Below are 16,556 nucleotides of genomic sequence, written 5' to 3' on the forward strand. Positions count from 1 at the left end.
TCCTTGGTCCTTGGTCACGAGTCCTGGATTGCGGGTAACAAAGAGCTTTAAACACAGACAGACGAAATATTATAATTTATTTCATTCGCAATTTTTGTTATTCCGTGGTTCTTAACCCGAAACACGAAACTCGTAACACGTGACTCGCGACTTTTTAAACTACATATTGTATTTGAAGCCGCTCCGCCGCGTTGTAATCGTTAATCGCCAGCGCGTCGGACATTCCGATGGGCAGGGAAGTGGACCGTCCAAGCGGGGCCACGATCTTCTTAAGCTCGGTATCGAAGCAGAGGAAAACGTCAACGACGCGTTCCGCCACTTTTTCGGGATCCAGGCGCCGGTAAAGGCGCGGGTCCTGCGAGGTGATGCCTTTCGGGCAGAGACCGATGTTGCAGATGTTGCAGCGGTCGGATTCGGAACCTACGCAACCTGCGGCCGACTGCATTATGTATTTGCCGATCTGGACGCCGCTCGCACCCAGCATGATTAAGGCGGCCGCGTTGGCGGCAAGGTTGCCGTTTTTACCGACGCCGCCGGCGGCAAAGAGAGGAATCTCGTTTTGCTGGCCAAGCTTTACCAGGTTGAGGTAGCAGTCGCGCAGGTTGCTCGCGATGGGATGACCCATGTGGTCCATGGATACGTTATAAGCCGCGCCTGTTCCTCCGTCTTCACCGTCTATCGCCAAACCTGCGGCGTAAGGGTTCCGAGTCAGGTTGTTAAGAACCGCCAGAGCGGTGGAGGTCCCGGATATCTTCGGATAGACCGGAACCCTGAACCCCCATGCCATGTACATGGACTGGATCATCTTGGCCACGGCTTCCTCAATGGAGTACTTGGTCTGATGAGTGGGCGGGCTCGGAAGGCTCACCCCTTGAGGAACGCCGCGAATGGCGGCGATCAGCTTGTTCACCTTGTACCACATCAAAAGGCCGCCGTCGCCGGGCTTGGCCCCCTGACCGTACTTGATTTCCACGGCGCAGGGGTCCTCCTTCATTTCCGGAAGGGCGTGGATTATTTCGTCCCAGCCAAAGTATCCGCTGGCGATTTGCAGGATAACGTACTTTAAAAAGCGGGAACGCAGCAGCCGCGGCGGGCAGCCGCCCTCACCGGTGCAGATGCGGACCGGCATGCCGAGTTCCTCATTAAGGTAAGAGACTCCCATCTGCAACCCCTCCCATATGGTGGGGGACAGGGCGCCGAAGGACATCGAACCGATAATCAGCGGGTAAATCTCCCGCACGGGAGGGATCCATCCTTCTTCGCGGAAGAGCTTCAGATTTTCTTCGGGAGGCAGAATCCTTCCCAAGAGAGTGCGTAGTTCGAACTCATGCCGGCCCGCGTCGAGAGCCGGATCGGTCAGCATCGAAATGCGTACGAACTTAATACGGTCCAGTATGCCGCCCTGTATAGGGTCCGGCGAGTTTCTGCGGCCGCCGCGCCGGCGCGCCTGGCCGCCCGTATTGATGTGGAATTTAAGCTTATTCGCTTCGTCACTGCGCAGGGGAACAATACTGCCGTTCGGGCACACCAGGTTGCACATAGCGCATCCCATGCAGGCATAAGCCGGATCGCTTTTTTGACGGATACCGTAGTAAATCTGGTAAAGGTTCGAATCCGGCGAAGCCTTGGTTAACCCCAACTCTCCCACAGACGGTGTTTGGACAAGCCTTTTCCTGTGGACACCGAGTTCAATGGCCTGGACCGGGCATACGGACGTACAACGGCCGCACAGGGTGCACCTTTCCTTATCCCACTTTATCTGCCAGAGAAGATCCTTTAAGCTTAATGTGTTTGGGGTAATGATTCCATTTGCGAACATATCTTCACCTCCTGACGGTCGGGTCCTACGACGGCGGTGTCCAGATGCATGGGTTGAAAGTCAAGGCTTTTGTCCCGTTCGGGGATGGCGGATTCGAGGCCGCACACCTCAGAAGAGAAGGCGTACATGCCCGGCCTGCCGCCCACCACACCGGGACGCAGCTTTTTACGGTCCTGGACCATGAATAAGGTCTTATCCGGAAGGCATCCCATAACGCAGTTAGGACCGTCGATGATCAACCGGCGGCATGCGTGCTTGAGCTGCTTTAGGAAGGCGCCGTCCGGATGGCCGGCCAGATCCTGGTCCTGAAGCGGGGTGATTATATGTTTGTAGAACTGGATCCCGAGACCCAATCGGTTAATCATAAAATGAAGTATATGCGTGAAGACCTCCGAGTCCGAATTGTAACCGATGTAACCGGAAAACCCCCGCGACATCAAGAATTCCTTAATAGGAACGAACGCCGTGTTTTCGCCGTTCGTCATGGTTGCCACGCCTTGAATAAAGAAAGGATGACAGGCATAAAGATTGATGGCGTAATTGGTATTTTGGCGTCCCTGGGCCAGAATGACACGCGCCCATAGTTCCTCACGGTCAAGACGGAGATAATCCGCGACACTCAGCGGGTTCCCGATCTCTTTGATCATAATCACGTCCGGCCAGAAGCTGTAAACGATCATGTCTTCCTTCTCTTCGCCCATGTGGCGCAACTGAAGGCGAATTTGCAGCAGCCGGAAACGTATCTCGCTTTCAGGCAGCCCTTCCCAGTCGTCGGGATACTCGTAGGCTCGAATCAGGTAAATATCACGTTTGGGCACACCCGGCGGCGGATTTTTAGGCACCTTGATGGAACTGCGGTATTTTGCCGTGAACCCTATGCTCATCATGTAGTGGTCCAGGCGCCGCCATCCCTCGTTGGTGAATATGCCGGAAAGGATGGGCGCTCCCTTCATCTCCTCAAAAGGCCCTGCAAGATCGGTCAAAAACAGCCCTACTCCCGAGCCGTCATGTCCCTCCCGCATAACATCAAGAGCCCGTACGGCAACCATCGGTGACTGGGGTTGGTCGCTGGTCATGCAGAATAATCGGCACATCGCGTTTTCTCCTTCTCGTGGGACCGTGATATATATTCCGGTTAGGCCGGAGGATAACCGCTAATAAATTAGAAAAAATTCTCCTTACTGGGCTTTCCCGGTAAGGAGATAGAGGATGATAACACGCCTCTTTGGCAGAAAAAACGCCGATTTACCCATCATGCAGGCGCCTTTGCCTACCATACCGTCCGGTACAGCCTTTGTACCTAAACCTTATTAAATAAAAACTATTTCTTAAACCTGCCGGTTACACTATGCGAAAGAATGATTGCGTCGGCAACCTCCCTCATCGGCAGGCGCTTATCCATGCTAAGCTTCTGAATCCGCCGGAAAGCTTCGCTCTCCGATATACTAAAGTTCTCCATTAGAAGTCCTTTTGCTTTCTCAATCGCCTTGCGGTTCTCCAGTGAGGTTTTGAGTTTCCATGCCTGTTGCTCTAAAGAAATGATCTCTCGGTAATTGGTTAGTGCAAATGCAGCCGATGGAATCAAGACCGTTTCGTCGAAAGGTTTCACAAGCAGGCCGAAAACGCGAGATTCTTTTGCCTTATAGAGCACATCTTCCCACAGCAGGGAACAGGTCAGGATCACCGGTGCCAGTTTGTCTTCGTGAATAATCGAAGAGATTTCAAGGCCGGTTACCCCCGTTAAATGCGCTGATATAACGGCTAAATCGACCTGACGCATCCGGACGATGTTTAAAGCGGTTGACCCGTCCGCAGCTTCTCCAACAACCTGGTAGCCGAACGTCCCAAGCCATGTAACGATGTTTTTGCGCCATACAGCGTCCTCGTCGGCAACGAACACTCGCTCCTTCACCAAGACAGCCCCCTGATGAACAAAAAACGCCCAGCAGTAATACTGCTCAGGGCGCCTTTGCCACTAACACAGGATACACCATCGTATCCCTTATTTTCAGTTGTGGAACAACTCAGACCTTATGTTTCCAACGGCAGCCTTATTTTCCGGCAAGCGAGGAGACCGTCCTTGGTTCTCTTCGTCCTGAAAGGCATTCAGGCTACCGTGTATTATATTATACTCTACCTGTGTCGAAAATCAATAACCTGACTAAGAAAATACAAAACATACGTTTTTACCATCCGGGGGACCAGGCGATCGGCAATCGGCGACCGGTGCCGAAGGCCTTGGTGGTAACTTTCAGTCCTGGTGCCGCCTGCCGTCGTTTAAACTCCGCTCTGTCGACCTGACGGATAACCTGACGCACAAGTTCAAGACTAAAACCTAGACCGGCAATTTCTTCCGCCGAAAGGTTTTCTTCAATGTATCCGTTGAGAATGGGGTCGAGAACCTTATAAGGCGGCAGGGAGTCCTCGTCGCGTTGTTCGGGGCGAAGCTCGGCGGAAGGTGCTTTTAACAGTATGTTTTCCGGGATGATTTCGTCTTTCCGGTTAATGTGTCGCGCAATATCATAAACCATCGTCTTCGGAACGTCGGCCAATACCGATAGGCCGCCGGACATGTCTCCATACAGCGTGCAGTAGCCCATCGCCATTTCGGATTTGTTCCCGGTGCTCAATAAAAGATGGCCTTCCCGATTTGATATGAACATCAGGATGTTTCCCCGGATGCGGGCCTGAAGGTTTTCTTCGGCTAAATCCAGCAGCGGTTTGCCGTTCGCATTAAGCGTATGCAAATAGGCCGAAAAGGCCTTTTCCACCGCTATCACACGCCAGCTGATGCCGAGATTGCGTGCCAGTGTTTCGGCGTCCCGAATGCTGCCGGGGGATGAATACCGGGAAGGCATTCCTACACCCAGAACATTTTCCGGACCAAGCGCTTCCGCGGCTATTGCGGCAACCACCGAGGAATCCACCCCGCCGCTGAGACCTACCAACGCGCTTTTGAAACCGGTCTTGCGGAGGTAATCGCGGACCCCGAGAACCAAGGCCGCATGAACACAGGATATATCCTCTGTCAGCTCGATCGGCTTTGCCGCATCGGGCGAATCGATATCCACGAGCGCCAGGTCTTCTTCAAAGAGACGTCCTTCCCACAGGACCCCGCCGCAAGCGTCGAGAATCACGCTTGAGCCGTCGAATATGAGTTCGTCATCGGCCCCGACCTGGTTTAAATAAATCAAAGGGAGACGGTGCTTCAGCGCTATATGAACAAGCATGTTTCCGCGAAGGCGCCGTTTTCCGTAATGGTAGGGGGAGGCGGAGATGTTTACTATTACCGATGCGCCTTGAGACGCCAGTTCTTCCACAGGGTCTATGCTGTAAAGCGGACGGCTCCAGTACCCCTTATCGTTCCAAACGTCTTCGCAGACCGTCAGTCCCAAAGAAATTCCGCGGAAGTTGATCGGTCGACGTTCCGATGCGGGTGAGAAATACCGCGTTTCGTCAAAAACGTCGTAACTCGGCAAGAGGGTTTTGTCCTGACGACCCAATAAGGCGCCGTTGTCAAACAACAGTGCTGCATTATAAAGGCGCTCATTTTCCAGTACCGGGGCGCCGAGGAGGATTCCCGTCTTACGGCTTGCCGGTATGAATTGTTCAGTCAGAACCGATTTCGAGGCTTCGACAAGCTCCCGCCGCCAGAGCAAGTCGCGCGGCGGGTAACCGACCAAGGACAGCTCGGGAAAAACGACTAAATGAGCTCCGGCGGCTTCGGCCCGATCTATCGCTTGAAGCATCCGGGTAGCGTTCCCCGAAAGGTCGCCGATTATAGGATTGAACTGAAATAAAGCCAAACGCAACTGTTCCGACACTCCCGTCAGTATAGAAACATAGTCCTTTAAAATTTTATAATTCCACGGTATTCCCGTGGTGAAAAGCCGTACCGTTTTGCGCCAGGGAGTCAAGGATTCGCATCGCACCGCGATAACCCAAAACAGGCCACTGGTGGCAGCTCGGACGGTCGTAGACCGGAAAACCGACCCTGATTAAGGGCACCTCGGCGTCTCTGGCGATCCTGCTTATATAAGAAGGCCCGAAAATCATCTCCACCTTATTTTGAATAACAGCCGTACCAAAACTGGAAAGATCGCCGTCGGAGACAATGCCCTGTGTTTTGCCATACTCCCTGGTGATCTCCTCGACCTCTTTACAGAAGACGGTACTTGGCATGTTACTCATGACCAGAGCCGGTTCCATCCCCAGTTCGCATATGAAACGGGTGAGGGAGGAAACAAGGTCGGGGTCACCGGTCAAGGCAACCCTTTTACCTGAAAGATACGGCCTTGAATCCGTTATTGCGTCGAGAAGCACCCGGCGCTCGCGTTCCAGCGCGGGACGTGTTTTTACGCCGGAAATCCTTTTTACGTTTTCAAGAAACATATCAGTTCCGGATACGCCGATGGGGAGGGGTCCATATAGGGCAGGGATGTTAAATGTGCGCTGGAGGTATTCCGCTCCCGCTCCACCTGCGTGCCGGCAAAGGGCGATTGTTCCGGAGCAATTTGCGGCGTCTGCCAGAAGCTCCAGTGAAGTGCCGCCGGCAGAAACGTCAAATGCGGTTGCCTCCAAAGCGCCGGTCAAACTGCCGGCGACGTTGAAAATCAGATTAAAAGAAACTCCCAGAATGTTTAAAATTCTGTCCAATTCCTGAATATCTCCCGTGTTTAACATACCGGGAATCACGTTCAGCTTGCCATTAGGAAGACCAACAGATTTGACAAGTTGATTCATTACGGCTTCACAGGCGGCATCGTAACCTTTGGCGTAACTGCCGGCGGGCGCCGCCGCATCGATAGGAACGATCCCAATGCCTTCCGGTAGTCTTTCCCGGGATTCGCCGATCAGGCTGTTAATATCACCGGGATAATCGCTGAAGCAGGTTCCGACGACACCGATTAAACGTGGGCTGTTATTCCGTGCCAGGTTGTAAATCGAATCAAGCAGGTTAAGTTCGCTGAAAAAGAATTCCGGGTCGCTTTTAGGAGCTTTCCCGGTCCGCGACGGTTCCCGGAAATGGCGCAGCAAAATATACCGCATATAGCCGCAGCAGCTTTGTGGACCGTGCACCAGTGGGATACCTCCGGTAATGCTCGCCACCAAATAAATCGCGCCGAGCGGCTGGCAAGAATGGCAGACGTTTTTTGCCGCCGTTTTTGTGCCGGAAGTCGGTTCCATAAGGCACCCCCGCTTTCTTAAAATATTATTGACACTTTTATAACGGTCTTGATAGAGTTTTAAAAAAAACAAAAGCCCACCTCATTACGATTCAGTAGGGCTTCGTTGCCCTGCGTAATTCGTTATTATGTGGACTTAAAGCGCTTTAGATTTTTTAGGTTCGAACAGGGTTGCGGCTGGTTGTAAAAAAATAAATGCCCGGAGAAACATAAGTTCCTCCGGGCGTCATCGCCCTGCTTCACAACGTCGTAAAGCGCTTACAACTTTAGATTACCGGAAACTTAAAGCGGTGTCAACAGTCTAACGATATTTTAAAATAACATTCAAAAATATTAATATTAAATCCCTCTTCCTTCAAGGACATAAAAAGGCTGCATGGGAAACGATTCCGCCGGTCATAACCCGCATCACAGAGATACCGGGATTCAATCGCAAGCGGTTCGGTTGCGCACGGGTCCGAAAGACGCTGCGAGCTTATCACGAAATCAAGTCGGAGTTGTTCCGAAATAAAGTTTTACGTACGAAGTCACCCGCCGCGCTGTCTTTGGGAACATTACTAAATGGCTTCATCGTTCGTTTCTCCAGTTCTGACGCGGATAGCGTTTTCGGTTGGATATACAAATATCTTGCCGTCACCAACCTGGCCGGTATGGGCGGCCGTTGCGATAACGTCGACGACCTTCACGGCGTCCTGGTCGCCGAGGACGAGTTCGATCTTGACCTTGGGCAGGAGATTGATGCTATATTCGTGGCCGCGATAAACCTCCGTGCGGCCGCGCTGCAGTCCGCAGCCCATTACCTGGGACACGGTCATGCCGTGAATGCCGAATTTACCGAGGGCCTCCTTTACGGCTTCGAGTTTTTCCGGCCTTATAATCGCCTCGATCTTTTTCATTAAAATCATCTCCTTTATAAAGTTCAACGTTCAACGTTCAACGTTTAAGGTTACTAAGGAAAAAGAATTGATTATTATTAGCCATTACAAAATCAAACCGCGGTAAGCATCCTCACCGTGCTGGGCGACATCGAGGCCTAGCGTCTCTTCCTCTTCGGAAGCTCTCAGAGGAGTGAACAGACCGACGACCTTAAGGATTATAAAGGTGCCGACCGCCGCGAAAACCCATGCCGTCAAAACACCGATCAGTTGCTTGCCCATCTGGCCGGGATTGCCGTAAAAAAGCCCGTTAAATCCGGCGGAATTTACCGCCGTGGAAGCGAAGAGTCCGGTTGCCAGGGCGCCCCAGGTCCCGCCGATCCCGTGCACGCCGAAGGCATCAAGGGCGTCGTCATAACCCAGCCTGGGCTTCAGTACTGCTACCGCAAGATAGCAGAGGATACCGGCGAACAAACCGATAACTATGGAGGGCAGGGGGCCGACGAATCCCGAAGCCGGTGTAACGGCTACCAGTCCCGCTACGCAACCGCTGGCAGCGCCCAGGACGGTCGGCTTACCGTGGTGTATCCATTCCGCGAGAACCCAGGAGAAAGCCGCTGCCGCCGCCGCCGTGTTCGTTACCACGAAGGCGCTTACTGCAAGGCCGTTGGCGGCGAGGGAGCTTCCGGCGTTAAAACCGAACCAGCCGAACCAGAGCAGTCCCGCACCGAGTACCGTTAGTGGAAGGTTGTGCGGCAGCATCGGTTCCGTGCCGTGCCCCCGCCGCCGTCCAAGGACCAGTGCGGCCACGAGACCCGAAACACCGGAACTGATGTGCACCACCGTGCCGCCCGCGAAGTCCAGCGCCCCGAGATTTCTCAACCATCCGCCCACGCCCCAGACCCAGTGACAGAGCGGGTCATAAATCAGCGTCGACCAGAGAAGAGCGAAAACCAGAAAAGCGGGAAAACGCATCCTGCCGACAATAGAACCGGTGATCAACGCGACGGTGATGACTGCGAACATCAACTGAAAAACCATGAATAATTGGTGCGGAATGGTCGCGGCGTAATCCGGATTAGGATCAAGGCCGACACTATGGAGCCCTAACCAGGAAAAGCTTCCTATAAGATGAGCCTTATCCGGTCCGAACGCAACAGAGTAGCCCCATAAAACCCACTGGACCGATACAAGACCCAGGACAATGAAGCTTAGCATTATGGTGTTCAACACGTTCTTCCGCCGCGACATCCCACCGTAAAACAGGGCCAGTCCCGGAGTCATCAGCATCACCAAGGCGCTTGATATCATCAGCCAAGCGGTATCGCCGGTATCAATCATAGCATCAGCTGCCAGGGCGGCGCTCGGGAATAAAAGAAAGGCCAAAAGCACGAAACCTTGCGGGATAAAACGCTTCATAGCAGGCTCCTCCTTCATATTGGAATCAGTTTTATTAAATCACCCCGGCGCAGGTGGCGCCTGAACCGTACCGGAGTGTTGATAAAATAAAAAAGGTGCTTCGAAGCTGAAGCCTTATCAGCTTCACCGAAGCACCTTTGCTCCACAAAAAACTATAACCGCAAAAGACCGCCCTTAGGCTGTTCCGTACCAAAAACAGAAGGACGCCTGAGCTTTGGCTTCGGCGCCCCAAGGATACTGCATTGTTATCCCTGATTCATAAATAACATTTAGCACTGCAATGTAATTATTATACCCTTTCACCTAATCCGTCAAGACTTTTTTGACATAAATTTGTTGTTGCTGCATTTTCGGGGAAAAACGATTCTTCAAACGGTGAGTCGTATATCGATTCGGCAGTAATACCGGTGTATGCGGGAACACCGTGCTCGTTTATATCCAAGCCCTCGATCTCCTGTTGCTCTGATACACGTATCCCGACCGTTCTCTTCAACGCCAGGAATACAAACGCTGTGCATATAAAGCCAAGAAGCGCCACACAAACCACGCCGAGTGCCTGTACGCCCAGAAGGCGCACGCCGCCGCCGTAAAAAAGGCCGCCTTTTTCCGCGAAAAATCCAACGGCGATAATTCCCCACGCGCCGTTAACACCGTGCACCGCGATGGCGCCGACCGGATCGTCGGCATGAATGCGGTCAAAGAATCCGACGGCAAGCACAACAAGTACCCCGGCGATTAGGCCGATAACGACCGCCGCCGCCGGTGCGACGAAGGCACACCCGCCGGTGATTGCGACCAGCCCGGCCAGAGCGCCGTTCATACCCATCGACGGGTCCGGTTTGCCCCATTTGGCGGCGGTAAAAAGCATCCCGGCAGTGCCGCCTGCCGCTGCGGCAAGGTTTGTGGTAAGCGCTATCCGCGCGATATTCATGTCAAGTCCGGAAAGGGAACTGCCCGGGTTAAAACCGAACCAGCCTAACCATAAAATAAAGGTTCCAAGGAAAGCAAGATGCAGATTATGCGCCGGAATTACATTCACCGACCCGTCGGGATTGAATTTGCCGCGACGGGCTCCGAGGATCCAAACGGCGGCCAGGGCGCTGAAACCGCCGAAGGCGTGGACCACCGCCGAGCCGGCGAAGTCCATCATCCCCATTTTAGTCAGCCAGCCGCCGCCCCAAACCCAGTGTCCCACAATAGGATAAAAGATACCCGTTACAAGAGCTGTGAAAAGCATGTAAGGCATGAACTTCATTCGTTCCGCCACCGCTCCGGAGATGATGGAAGCCGCCGCCGCGGCGAAGGCGGCCTGGAAAAGACAGAACGCGTACAGCGGAATGCCGTAATTGAGATGCGACAGGTCTCCCGCCAAAAAGAAGCCGGTAACACCGATAATACCGGCGCGGTCTGCACCATACATAAGAGCGAAACCGCAGATGAAGAAAATCAGAATTCCCACAGTGGAATCGGTAAACACTTTCATTACGATATTAAGCGAGTTTTTTGCACGGATGAATCCGGCCTCAAGGAAGGCGAAACCCGCTTCCATAAAGAAGACCAGCGCAGCGCACAGGAGTACCCATACGGTATTGATCCCCGACGCCATTAAGTTCTCACCCAACGTTTTTCCTCCTTTTTTGATATAATGGTTTTCAACGCTGAGATAATTAAAAAAACGCCCTGTAAGGAGGGATTCACCCTCCCGAGCGTCTTTGCCCTGCGCGTCTTCACTGACCGCCGGTGAGGCCGTTGCGAAACGAATTACATCCGGTCTCCCGTTTCTGACATCCTAACCCTCACCCCTCAATGGCTTCCGGGAACTTCTTCTGGGTTTAATAGCCGAAAGCCGCTACTTTTGTTATTCCAGGGGCTAAGGCTTTGTGCAACACGTTCTTAAGTGCGAAGTATTAAACGGCTGTGGTTCCTGTATCGCCGGTTCGAATGCGAATGGCGTTATCCAGCGGATAAATGAAAATCTTCCCGTCGCCGATTTCCCCGGTCCGCGCGGTTTCCATAATGAGTCGTACGACCTCGTCCACGGAATCATCATGGAGTGCGATTTCAATCTTAACCTTCGGGAGGAGGTTGATGCTGTATTCGTGACCGCGGTAAACCTCGGTCCTGCCGCGCTGCAGTCCGCAGCCCATAACCTGGGAGACGGTCATACCCTGAATGCCGAACTTGTTGAGGGCCTCCTTTACCGCTTCAAGTTTGTCAGACCGGATAACGGCTTCAATCTTTCGCACACGACCACTCCTTGCCGCTAAAGGACAGAAAGGCGCCTACACCTTTCGGCCTCAGCGCCTAGCTAAGAACACACCATTGTGTCCTTTCGCGTCAGAAATATTACCTTTATCATAGATTTTACGGCTTATCATATCATCGCGTCAATGGTTTTTTATCAGTGCTGGCAGGATGTTCGGGTCATTGATCATCATAATGCCGCCTTTTTATCATTTATACCTCCGATTCCCTCTCCCAGGGTGTCGCCGGGTTCTTAACACGCCTCAGTCCTCCCGGACGGGGCGAATCGCCGTTAAAGCGCGGTATGACGTGGAGGTGGACATGCCGGACTACCTGTCCCGCGCATTCCCCTACGTTAATCCCGATGTTGTACCCGTCGGGGCTGTATTTATCGTCCAGAACCTTTTTTATATCGAGCACAAGACTGTGAAGCGCTGACAGCTCCTCTTCTGTAATGTCGAAACAGGAACTGTAGTGACGTCTCGGAAGCACCAGCACGTGTCCGGGGTTTACAGGGTACTTGTCGTAAATCGTAAACGCCAGTTCGTTTTCCGCCATAACGGCTTCTTTAGGAAGTTTGCAAAAGATGCAATCCGTCATGGAATTCACCTCATCTAAATTCAGTCTCTAAAGGCTGCCGGAAAGATTGCGGGACAAGCCTTAAGTGAGAAAAGCCGCTATGATTCCCACCAGAAAAATACCGTCAAAAACTCCGGCGCCCCCGATGCTAAGAAAAAGCGTTCCCATGTCTCTGAAACGAGGCCAGTTTAACAGGTCCGCCCCGATGAGTGTGCCCCATACTCCCGAGATGTAGGCCACCGGGGCGGCGTTTCCGCCGGCAAAAACTATGGCGGCCGCCGCAGCCACCAGCGGGGGGATGAAAGCCGGGAGGGTAATTCCTACACCGGGGACCGGACGCGCGAGCTTTTTCGCCACTAATGAGACCGCTATCACGGCAAGAATCGTGGCGCCAAGGGGCGCTCTTCCGAGAAGGTAAAGACTGAAGAGTCCGGGAAGTATCGCCCCGCCGAGGTTCACCGCGATGGTCCGCGTCTGGACCCGCGGCGCGTTGTAGTAGAAAAAGGGTAAGACGAAAACGGGTCTGCGCTCAAAGGCCGTTTGTTGGCGGGAAACCGGGATGTTTATAACGCCTCCGATGAGGCAGAGGCCGAAGAAAAGCATGGCGCCCTCGGGAGACAGCCCCAGTCTGGTCAGGGAAAAGGCCGCAACGTGAAAGTATAGTAAAAAGAAAAAAAACGGAAGCAGCAAAATAAATATCAGAGGTAAAAAAAGGCCCATTAATCCGTTCCTGCTTTCCGAAGAGGTTAGTTATTATAATATATTCTTCCCCAAACCGATTCTCCCTTTTCAGATTTTTCCTCCCGGCTTCAAGGCCGGACCCGCACACGGCAAATGTCCTGCATCTTAAGCATAAAGTTCGGAGGAAATCTGAGACTATAAACCCGGACTATAGAAAAACTATATTTTCGTTGGGATTTATGCGGCTCGCCCCGTCGAATATTATCTTGCGTCTTGACGGTGATAATCCGGAAGGAGTGTTATCCGGACAAAAGGTTTCCGCATAACATGGATTGACGCGAGGCGGATGGCAAAGGCGCCATGGGAAAGGTCCCGTGGCCTTTTGTCGTTTTTTGAAAGAACGCGCATCTGAGTTCTAATCGCGGCGGCGGTTTATTAAAAGTTCCAAAAAATCAGGGAGGTAGCATAATTAATGTGTGGGATTACCGGATGGGTCGACTGGAACGAAGATCTTACGCGAAAACGCGGGATCGTTAATAACATGAACGAAACCCTGTCAAGGCGCGGACCGGACGCGTCGGGGATATGGCTGTCACCACGGGCCGCCTTAGCTCACCGGCGTTTGGTCGTGGTTGACCCTGAAGGGGGCGCTCAGCCGATGATCCGCCGCCGCAACGGTTATGCGTATGTCCTCACCTACAACGGCGAACTGTATAACACACCGGAATTGCAAAGCGAACTAAAAGCGCGCGGTTATAAGTTCGAAGGACATTCCGATACCGAAGCGCTTCTTTTGGCGTTCATGGAATGGGGACCGGAATGTCTGGAACGCTTCAACGGGATCTTCGCCTTCGCGGTTTGGAACGAAGCCGAACAGAGCCTTTTCATGGCGCGTGACCGCCTGGGGGTGAAGCCTCTCTTTTATGCCGTGAGGGGAGACGCGTTCATCTTCGGCTCCGAGTTGAAGGCGTTGCTTGCCCACCCCGCGGTTGAACCGGAGGTGGATGCGTCAGGCCTGGCGGAGGTCTTTGTCATGGGCCCGGCACGGACGCCCGGGCAGGCAGTTTTTCGGAATGTTTACGAACTTAAGCCGGGATACTCACTGCGGCACGACAGGGAAGGAACCCGCCTCCGGCGGTACTGGTCACTGAAAAGCCTGCCTCATACCGACGATATCGACACCACCGTCGAAACAGTGCACGGGCTCTTAAAGGATACCGTCGAGAGGCAGTTGGTGGCGGACGTCCCCGTGTGCACACTTCTTTCGGGCGGGCTGGACTCCAGTGCCGTCACCGCCTTTGCGGCTGATTTTTTCAGGCGGGAGGGAAGAGGACCGCTGAGAACCTATTCCGTGGATTACGCTGATAACGACCGGTTCTTCCGTCCCAATCAGTTTGAGCCTAACGCCGACGCTCCGTGGGCGCAAAAAATGGCGGATTTTCTCTGCACAAATCATCAAGCGGTAATAATAAACACCCGAGAGTTGGCGGATGCTCTGGACACCGCGGTCCGGGCGCGCGACCTGCCGGGGATGGCCGATGTGGACTCGTCCCTGTATCTTTTGTCCTGCGCCGTTAAGAAGAAGGATACGGTGGGGCTTTCCGGTGAGGCCGCAGACGAGATATTCGGCGGGTACCCCTGGTTCCGCAGAGAAGAAGATATCAATTCAAACACCTTTCCGTGGATACGCATGATAAAGGAACGCTCACGGTTATTTTCACCTGAAATGCTTGCGCTTTTCCGTCCGGATGAGTATCTGTCTGAAAGGTACCGGGAAGCCCTGGCAGAGGTCCCGCAACTGCCGGGCGAGAATCCGCGCTGTGCGCGACTGCGTGAGATATCTTATTTGAGTATATTTCATTTCATGTCCGTACTTCTGGACCGAAAGGACCGGATGAGCATGGCCACCGGCCTTGAGGTGCGCGTGCCTTACTGCGACCACCGTCTGGTTGAATACGTGTGGAATATTCCGTGGGAGATGAAGTTTTGCGATCAAACCGAAAAGGGTATTCTGCGGCGGGCCCTTGCAGGCATCCTGCCCGAAAGCGTTCTAGGGCGGCGTAAAAGCCCTTATCCCAAAACCCACAACCCGGCATACACCGCCGCAGTCAAAAAACGGCTCGTGCGTATCCTGTCTGACCCGGGCTCACCTATACTGCCTTTGATTAACATAGAGGCGGTCCGTTTAATCGCCGAGGGTGAAGGTGGTATTCCCTGGTTCGGGCAACTGATGACCGGGCCGCAGATGATGGCCTATCTTATCCAGGTGGATATGTGGCTGCGTGAGTACAGGGTTAAAGTGTGCTGACAGACGCCGAGGATCCGGACGGCAGGACCCTTAAACATTGGGCGCTTAAATGCGCCTATTCTTTATTTAAAGTGGCATTCGACAGACGGTGGCGGTTTTACGGTATCCCGGTAATTATCAGTTTTAAAAATGCATAGTCTTAAGCGAGAAAGATAGAGAGGCTGCCGGGTACAGGTCGAATCGACCTGGAGAAGTGGGTTATTGAACAATAAGGCTTTAAGGTTATAGAGAAAGGGGCAGGTATATTGGTAAAGGGCAAAGTCAGAAAGATGTTCCCAGGGGGGAACACCCGCCGCGGCTTTCATTCATTGTACGATCATGTTATTGGACCTAATGCCAGGCGTATTTTTGTGCTGAAAGGGGGACCTGGTGTCGGAAAGTCGACATTCATGAGAAAAATAGGCGAGGAAATGGTTTCCCTCGGGCATGAAATAGAGTACATGTGCTGCTCTTCGGATAACGGTTCCTATGACGGGTTGGTGATTCCCGGTATCCGCGTGGCGCTGATCGACGGAACCGCGCCGCATGTGGTGGACCCGAAGAATCCGGGGGCGGTGGATGAAATCGTCAACCTCGGGGAGTGTTGGGACGAAAGTAAAATGCGCGACAGTAAGAAAGAGGTGCTCGAGGCGAACCGCCGGGTGCGCCGGTTGTTCCGGATAGCATACAGCCAGTTGAGGGAAGCCGGAGTGATAAGGGATGAACTCAAAAGCTATATCACCGAAAGCATGGATTTCGCGGGGGTTAACCGACTGTTATGCGAGACGGCGGGTCTCATTTTTCGGGGTGCGCCCGTGCAGCACAACAGGGTTGCCGGAGCGCGGAGACTATTCGCCTCGACGATATCGCCGGAAGGCGTGGTGCATCATCTCGAAACCTTGCTGCAGGATGTGCAACGGATTTTAATCCTTCGGGGCTCGCCGGGGTCGGGGCGCAGCACCTTCATCGCCCGTCTTGCGGAAACGGCGAACATTCGCGGCATTGACACCGAAGTATTCCATTGCGCCTTCGACCCGCGGGAGATGGACTTATTGCTCATACCGGCGCTTAAAACCGCTGTTTTGAAAGAAGTGTCCGAAATCCGGTTCACCGCGCCGGAAGGGTTAAACCAGCAGACAATCAATCTTGACGGCTTAAGCGATCCGATAATACATTCCGCATGCGGCGCTGAAATAGCACACGCCCGCCGGCGGTTCGACGATGCCCTTGGCCGGGGTGCCCGATATATACACGAGGCAAAGCTCATGCACGATTATATGGAGGGCTTCTATATTCCGGCAATGGATTTCCGTGCGGTTGAGCATAAACGGACGGATGTGATGAGCAGAATCCTTAAGTATGCGGAGGAGGCGGACGTCTGAACCACTAAGCATCGTGCACCGGATGCGGAAGGAAATGCCGTCGCAGCATGAGATTGCCCCGAAATTTCGGCTGATTCGGCGTTT

13 protein-coding genes are annotated in these 16,556 nt (G+C 53.3%); 2 read left to right on the forward strand and 11 right to left on the reverse strand.

Annotated elements, in window-relative coordinates; all coding sequences use genetic code 11:
* Positions 1-154: 154 nt before the first annotated feature.
* From AB1500_03440 to AB1500_03490, 11 genes are all read right to left on the reverse strand, one after another.
* Positions 155-1,819, reverse strand: coding sequence for a glutamate synthase-related protein (locus AB1500_03440; protein MEW6182218.1), 1,665 nt, complete (start codon positions 1,817-1,819; stop codon positions 155-157).
* Complete coding sequence (locus tag AB1500_03445; protein ID MEW6182219.1) at positions 1,783-2,913, reverse strand: glutamate synthase; 1,131 nt, start codon at positions 2,911-2,913, stop codon at positions 1,783-1,785. The genes AB1500_03440 and AB1500_03445 overlap by 37 nt, the downstream gene beginning before the upstream one ends.
* A 227-nt stretch (positions 2,914-3,140) precedes the next feature.
* Positions 3,141-3,731, reverse strand: a complete 591-nt coding sequence (locus AB1500_03450) for an ANTAR domain-containing protein (protein ID MEW6182220.1) — start codon at positions 3,729-3,731, stop codon at positions 3,141-3,143.
* Positions 3,732-4,005: 274 nt separating this feature from the next.
* Positions 4,006-5,631 carry an NAD+ synthase gene (locus AB1500_03455; GenBank protein ID MEW6182221.1) on the reverse strand — a complete coding sequence of 542 codons (1,626 nt, stop codon included), beginning with the start codon at positions 5,629-5,631 and terminating at the stop codon, positions 4,006-4,008.
* 46 nt (positions 5,632-5,677) lie between these two features.
* Positions 5,678-7,006, reverse strand: coding sequence for a nitrogenase component 1 (locus AB1500_03460; protein ID MEW6182222.1), 1,329 nt, complete (start codon positions 7,004-7,006; stop codon positions 5,678-5,680).
* 556 nt (positions 7,007-7,562) lie between these two features.
* The gene (locus AB1500_03465; GenBank protein MEW6182223.1) at positions 7,563-7,901 is read right to left on the reverse strand and encodes a P-II family nitrogen regulator; all 339 of its coding nucleotides are present in this window, start codon (positions 7,899-7,901) and stop codon (positions 7,563-7,565) included.
* 84 nt (positions 7,902-7,985) lie between these two features.
* Positions 7,986-9,299: an ammonium transporter gene (locus AB1500_03470; GenBank protein MEW6182224.1), complete on the reverse strand. Its 1,314-nt coding sequence runs from the start codon at positions 9,297-9,299 to the stop codon at positions 7,986-7,988.
* Between the two features lie 289 nt (positions 9,300-9,588).
* A complete protein-coding gene (locus AB1500_03475) occupies positions 9,589-10,920 on the reverse strand; it encodes an ammonium transporter (GenBank protein ID MEW6182225.1) in 1,332 nt (443 codons plus the stop codon).
* Between the two features lie 286 nt (positions 10,921-11,206).
* Positions 11,207-11,545 carry a P-II family nitrogen regulator gene (locus AB1500_03480; protein ID MEW6182226.1) on the reverse strand — a complete coding sequence of 113 codons (339 nt, stop codon included), beginning with the start codon at positions 11,543-11,545 and terminating at the stop codon, positions 11,207-11,209.
* Positions 11,546-11,756: 211 nt separating this feature from the next.
* Entirely contained in the window at positions 11,757-12,143 is a 387-nt protein-coding gene (locus tag AB1500_03485; protein MEW6182227.1) for an HIT family protein, read from the reverse strand.
* 60 nt (positions 12,144-12,203) lie between these two features.
* Positions 12,204-12,842 (reverse strand): DUF1614 domain-containing protein, encoded by a 639-nt coding sequence (locus tag AB1500_03490; protein MEW6182228.1) that lies wholly within the window; start codon positions 12,840-12,842, stop codon positions 12,204-12,206.
* 433 nt (positions 12,843-13,275) lie between these two features.
* Between AB1500_03490 and asnB the strand changes: the two genes are divergently transcribed.
* Complete coding sequence (gene asnB, locus AB1500_03495) at positions 13,276-15,111, forward strand: asparagine synthase (glutamine-hydrolyzing) (protein ID MEW6182229.1); 1,836 nt, start codon at positions 13,276-13,278, stop codon at positions 15,109-15,111.
* 389 nt (positions 15,112-15,500) lie between these two features.
* Complete coding sequence (locus tag AB1500_03500) at positions 15,501-16,472, forward strand: hypothetical protein (GenBank protein MEW6182230.1); 972 nt, start codon at positions 15,501-15,503, stop codon at positions 16,470-16,472.
* The last annotated feature ends 84 nt before the right edge of the window (positions 16,473-16,556 follow it).

The organism is Bacillota bacterium (assembly GCA_040755295.1).
Lineage (GTDB): Bacteria > Bacillota > Desulfotomaculia > Desulfotomaculales > Ammonificaceae > SURF-55.

Excerpts from the sequence above, each read along its gene's own strand:
- AB1500_03440 (MEW6182218.1), bottom strand. The coding sequence starts at position 1,819 with ATGTTCGCAAATGGAATCATTACCCCAAACACATTAAGCTTAAAGGAT.
- AB1500_03445 (MEW6182219.1), bottom strand. The coding sequence starts at position 2,913 with ATGTGCCGATTATTCTGCATGACCAGCGACCAACCCCAGTCACCGATG.
- AB1500_03460 (MEW6182222.1), bottom strand. The coding sequence starts at position 7,006 with ATGGAACCGACTTCCGGCACAAAAACGGCGGCAAAAAACGTCTGCCAT.
- AB1500_03465 (MEW6182223.1), bottom strand. The coding sequence starts at position 7,901 with ATGAAAAAGATCGAGGCGATTATAAGGCCGGAAAAACTCGAAGCCGTA.
- AB1500_03470 (MEW6182224.1), bottom strand. The coding sequence starts at position 9,299 with ATGAAGCGTTTTATCCCGCAAGGTTTCGTGCTTTTGGCCTTTCTTTTA.
- AB1500_03485 (MEW6182227.1), bottom strand. The coding sequence starts at position 12,143 with ATGACGGATTGCATCTTTTGCAAACTTCCTAAAGAAGCCGTTATGGCG.
- AB1500_03490 (MEW6182228.1), bottom strand. The coding sequence starts at position 12,842 with ATGGGCCTTTTTTTACCTCTGATATTTATTTTGCTGCTTCCGTTTTTT.
- asnB (MEW6182229.1), top strand. The coding sequence starts at position 13,276 with ATGTGTGGGATTACCGGATGGGTCGACTGGAACGAAGATCTTACGCGA.
- AB1500_03500 (MEW6182230.1), top strand. The coding sequence starts at position 15,501 with ATGAGAAAAATAGGCGAGGAAATGGTTTCCCTCGGGCATGAAATAGAG.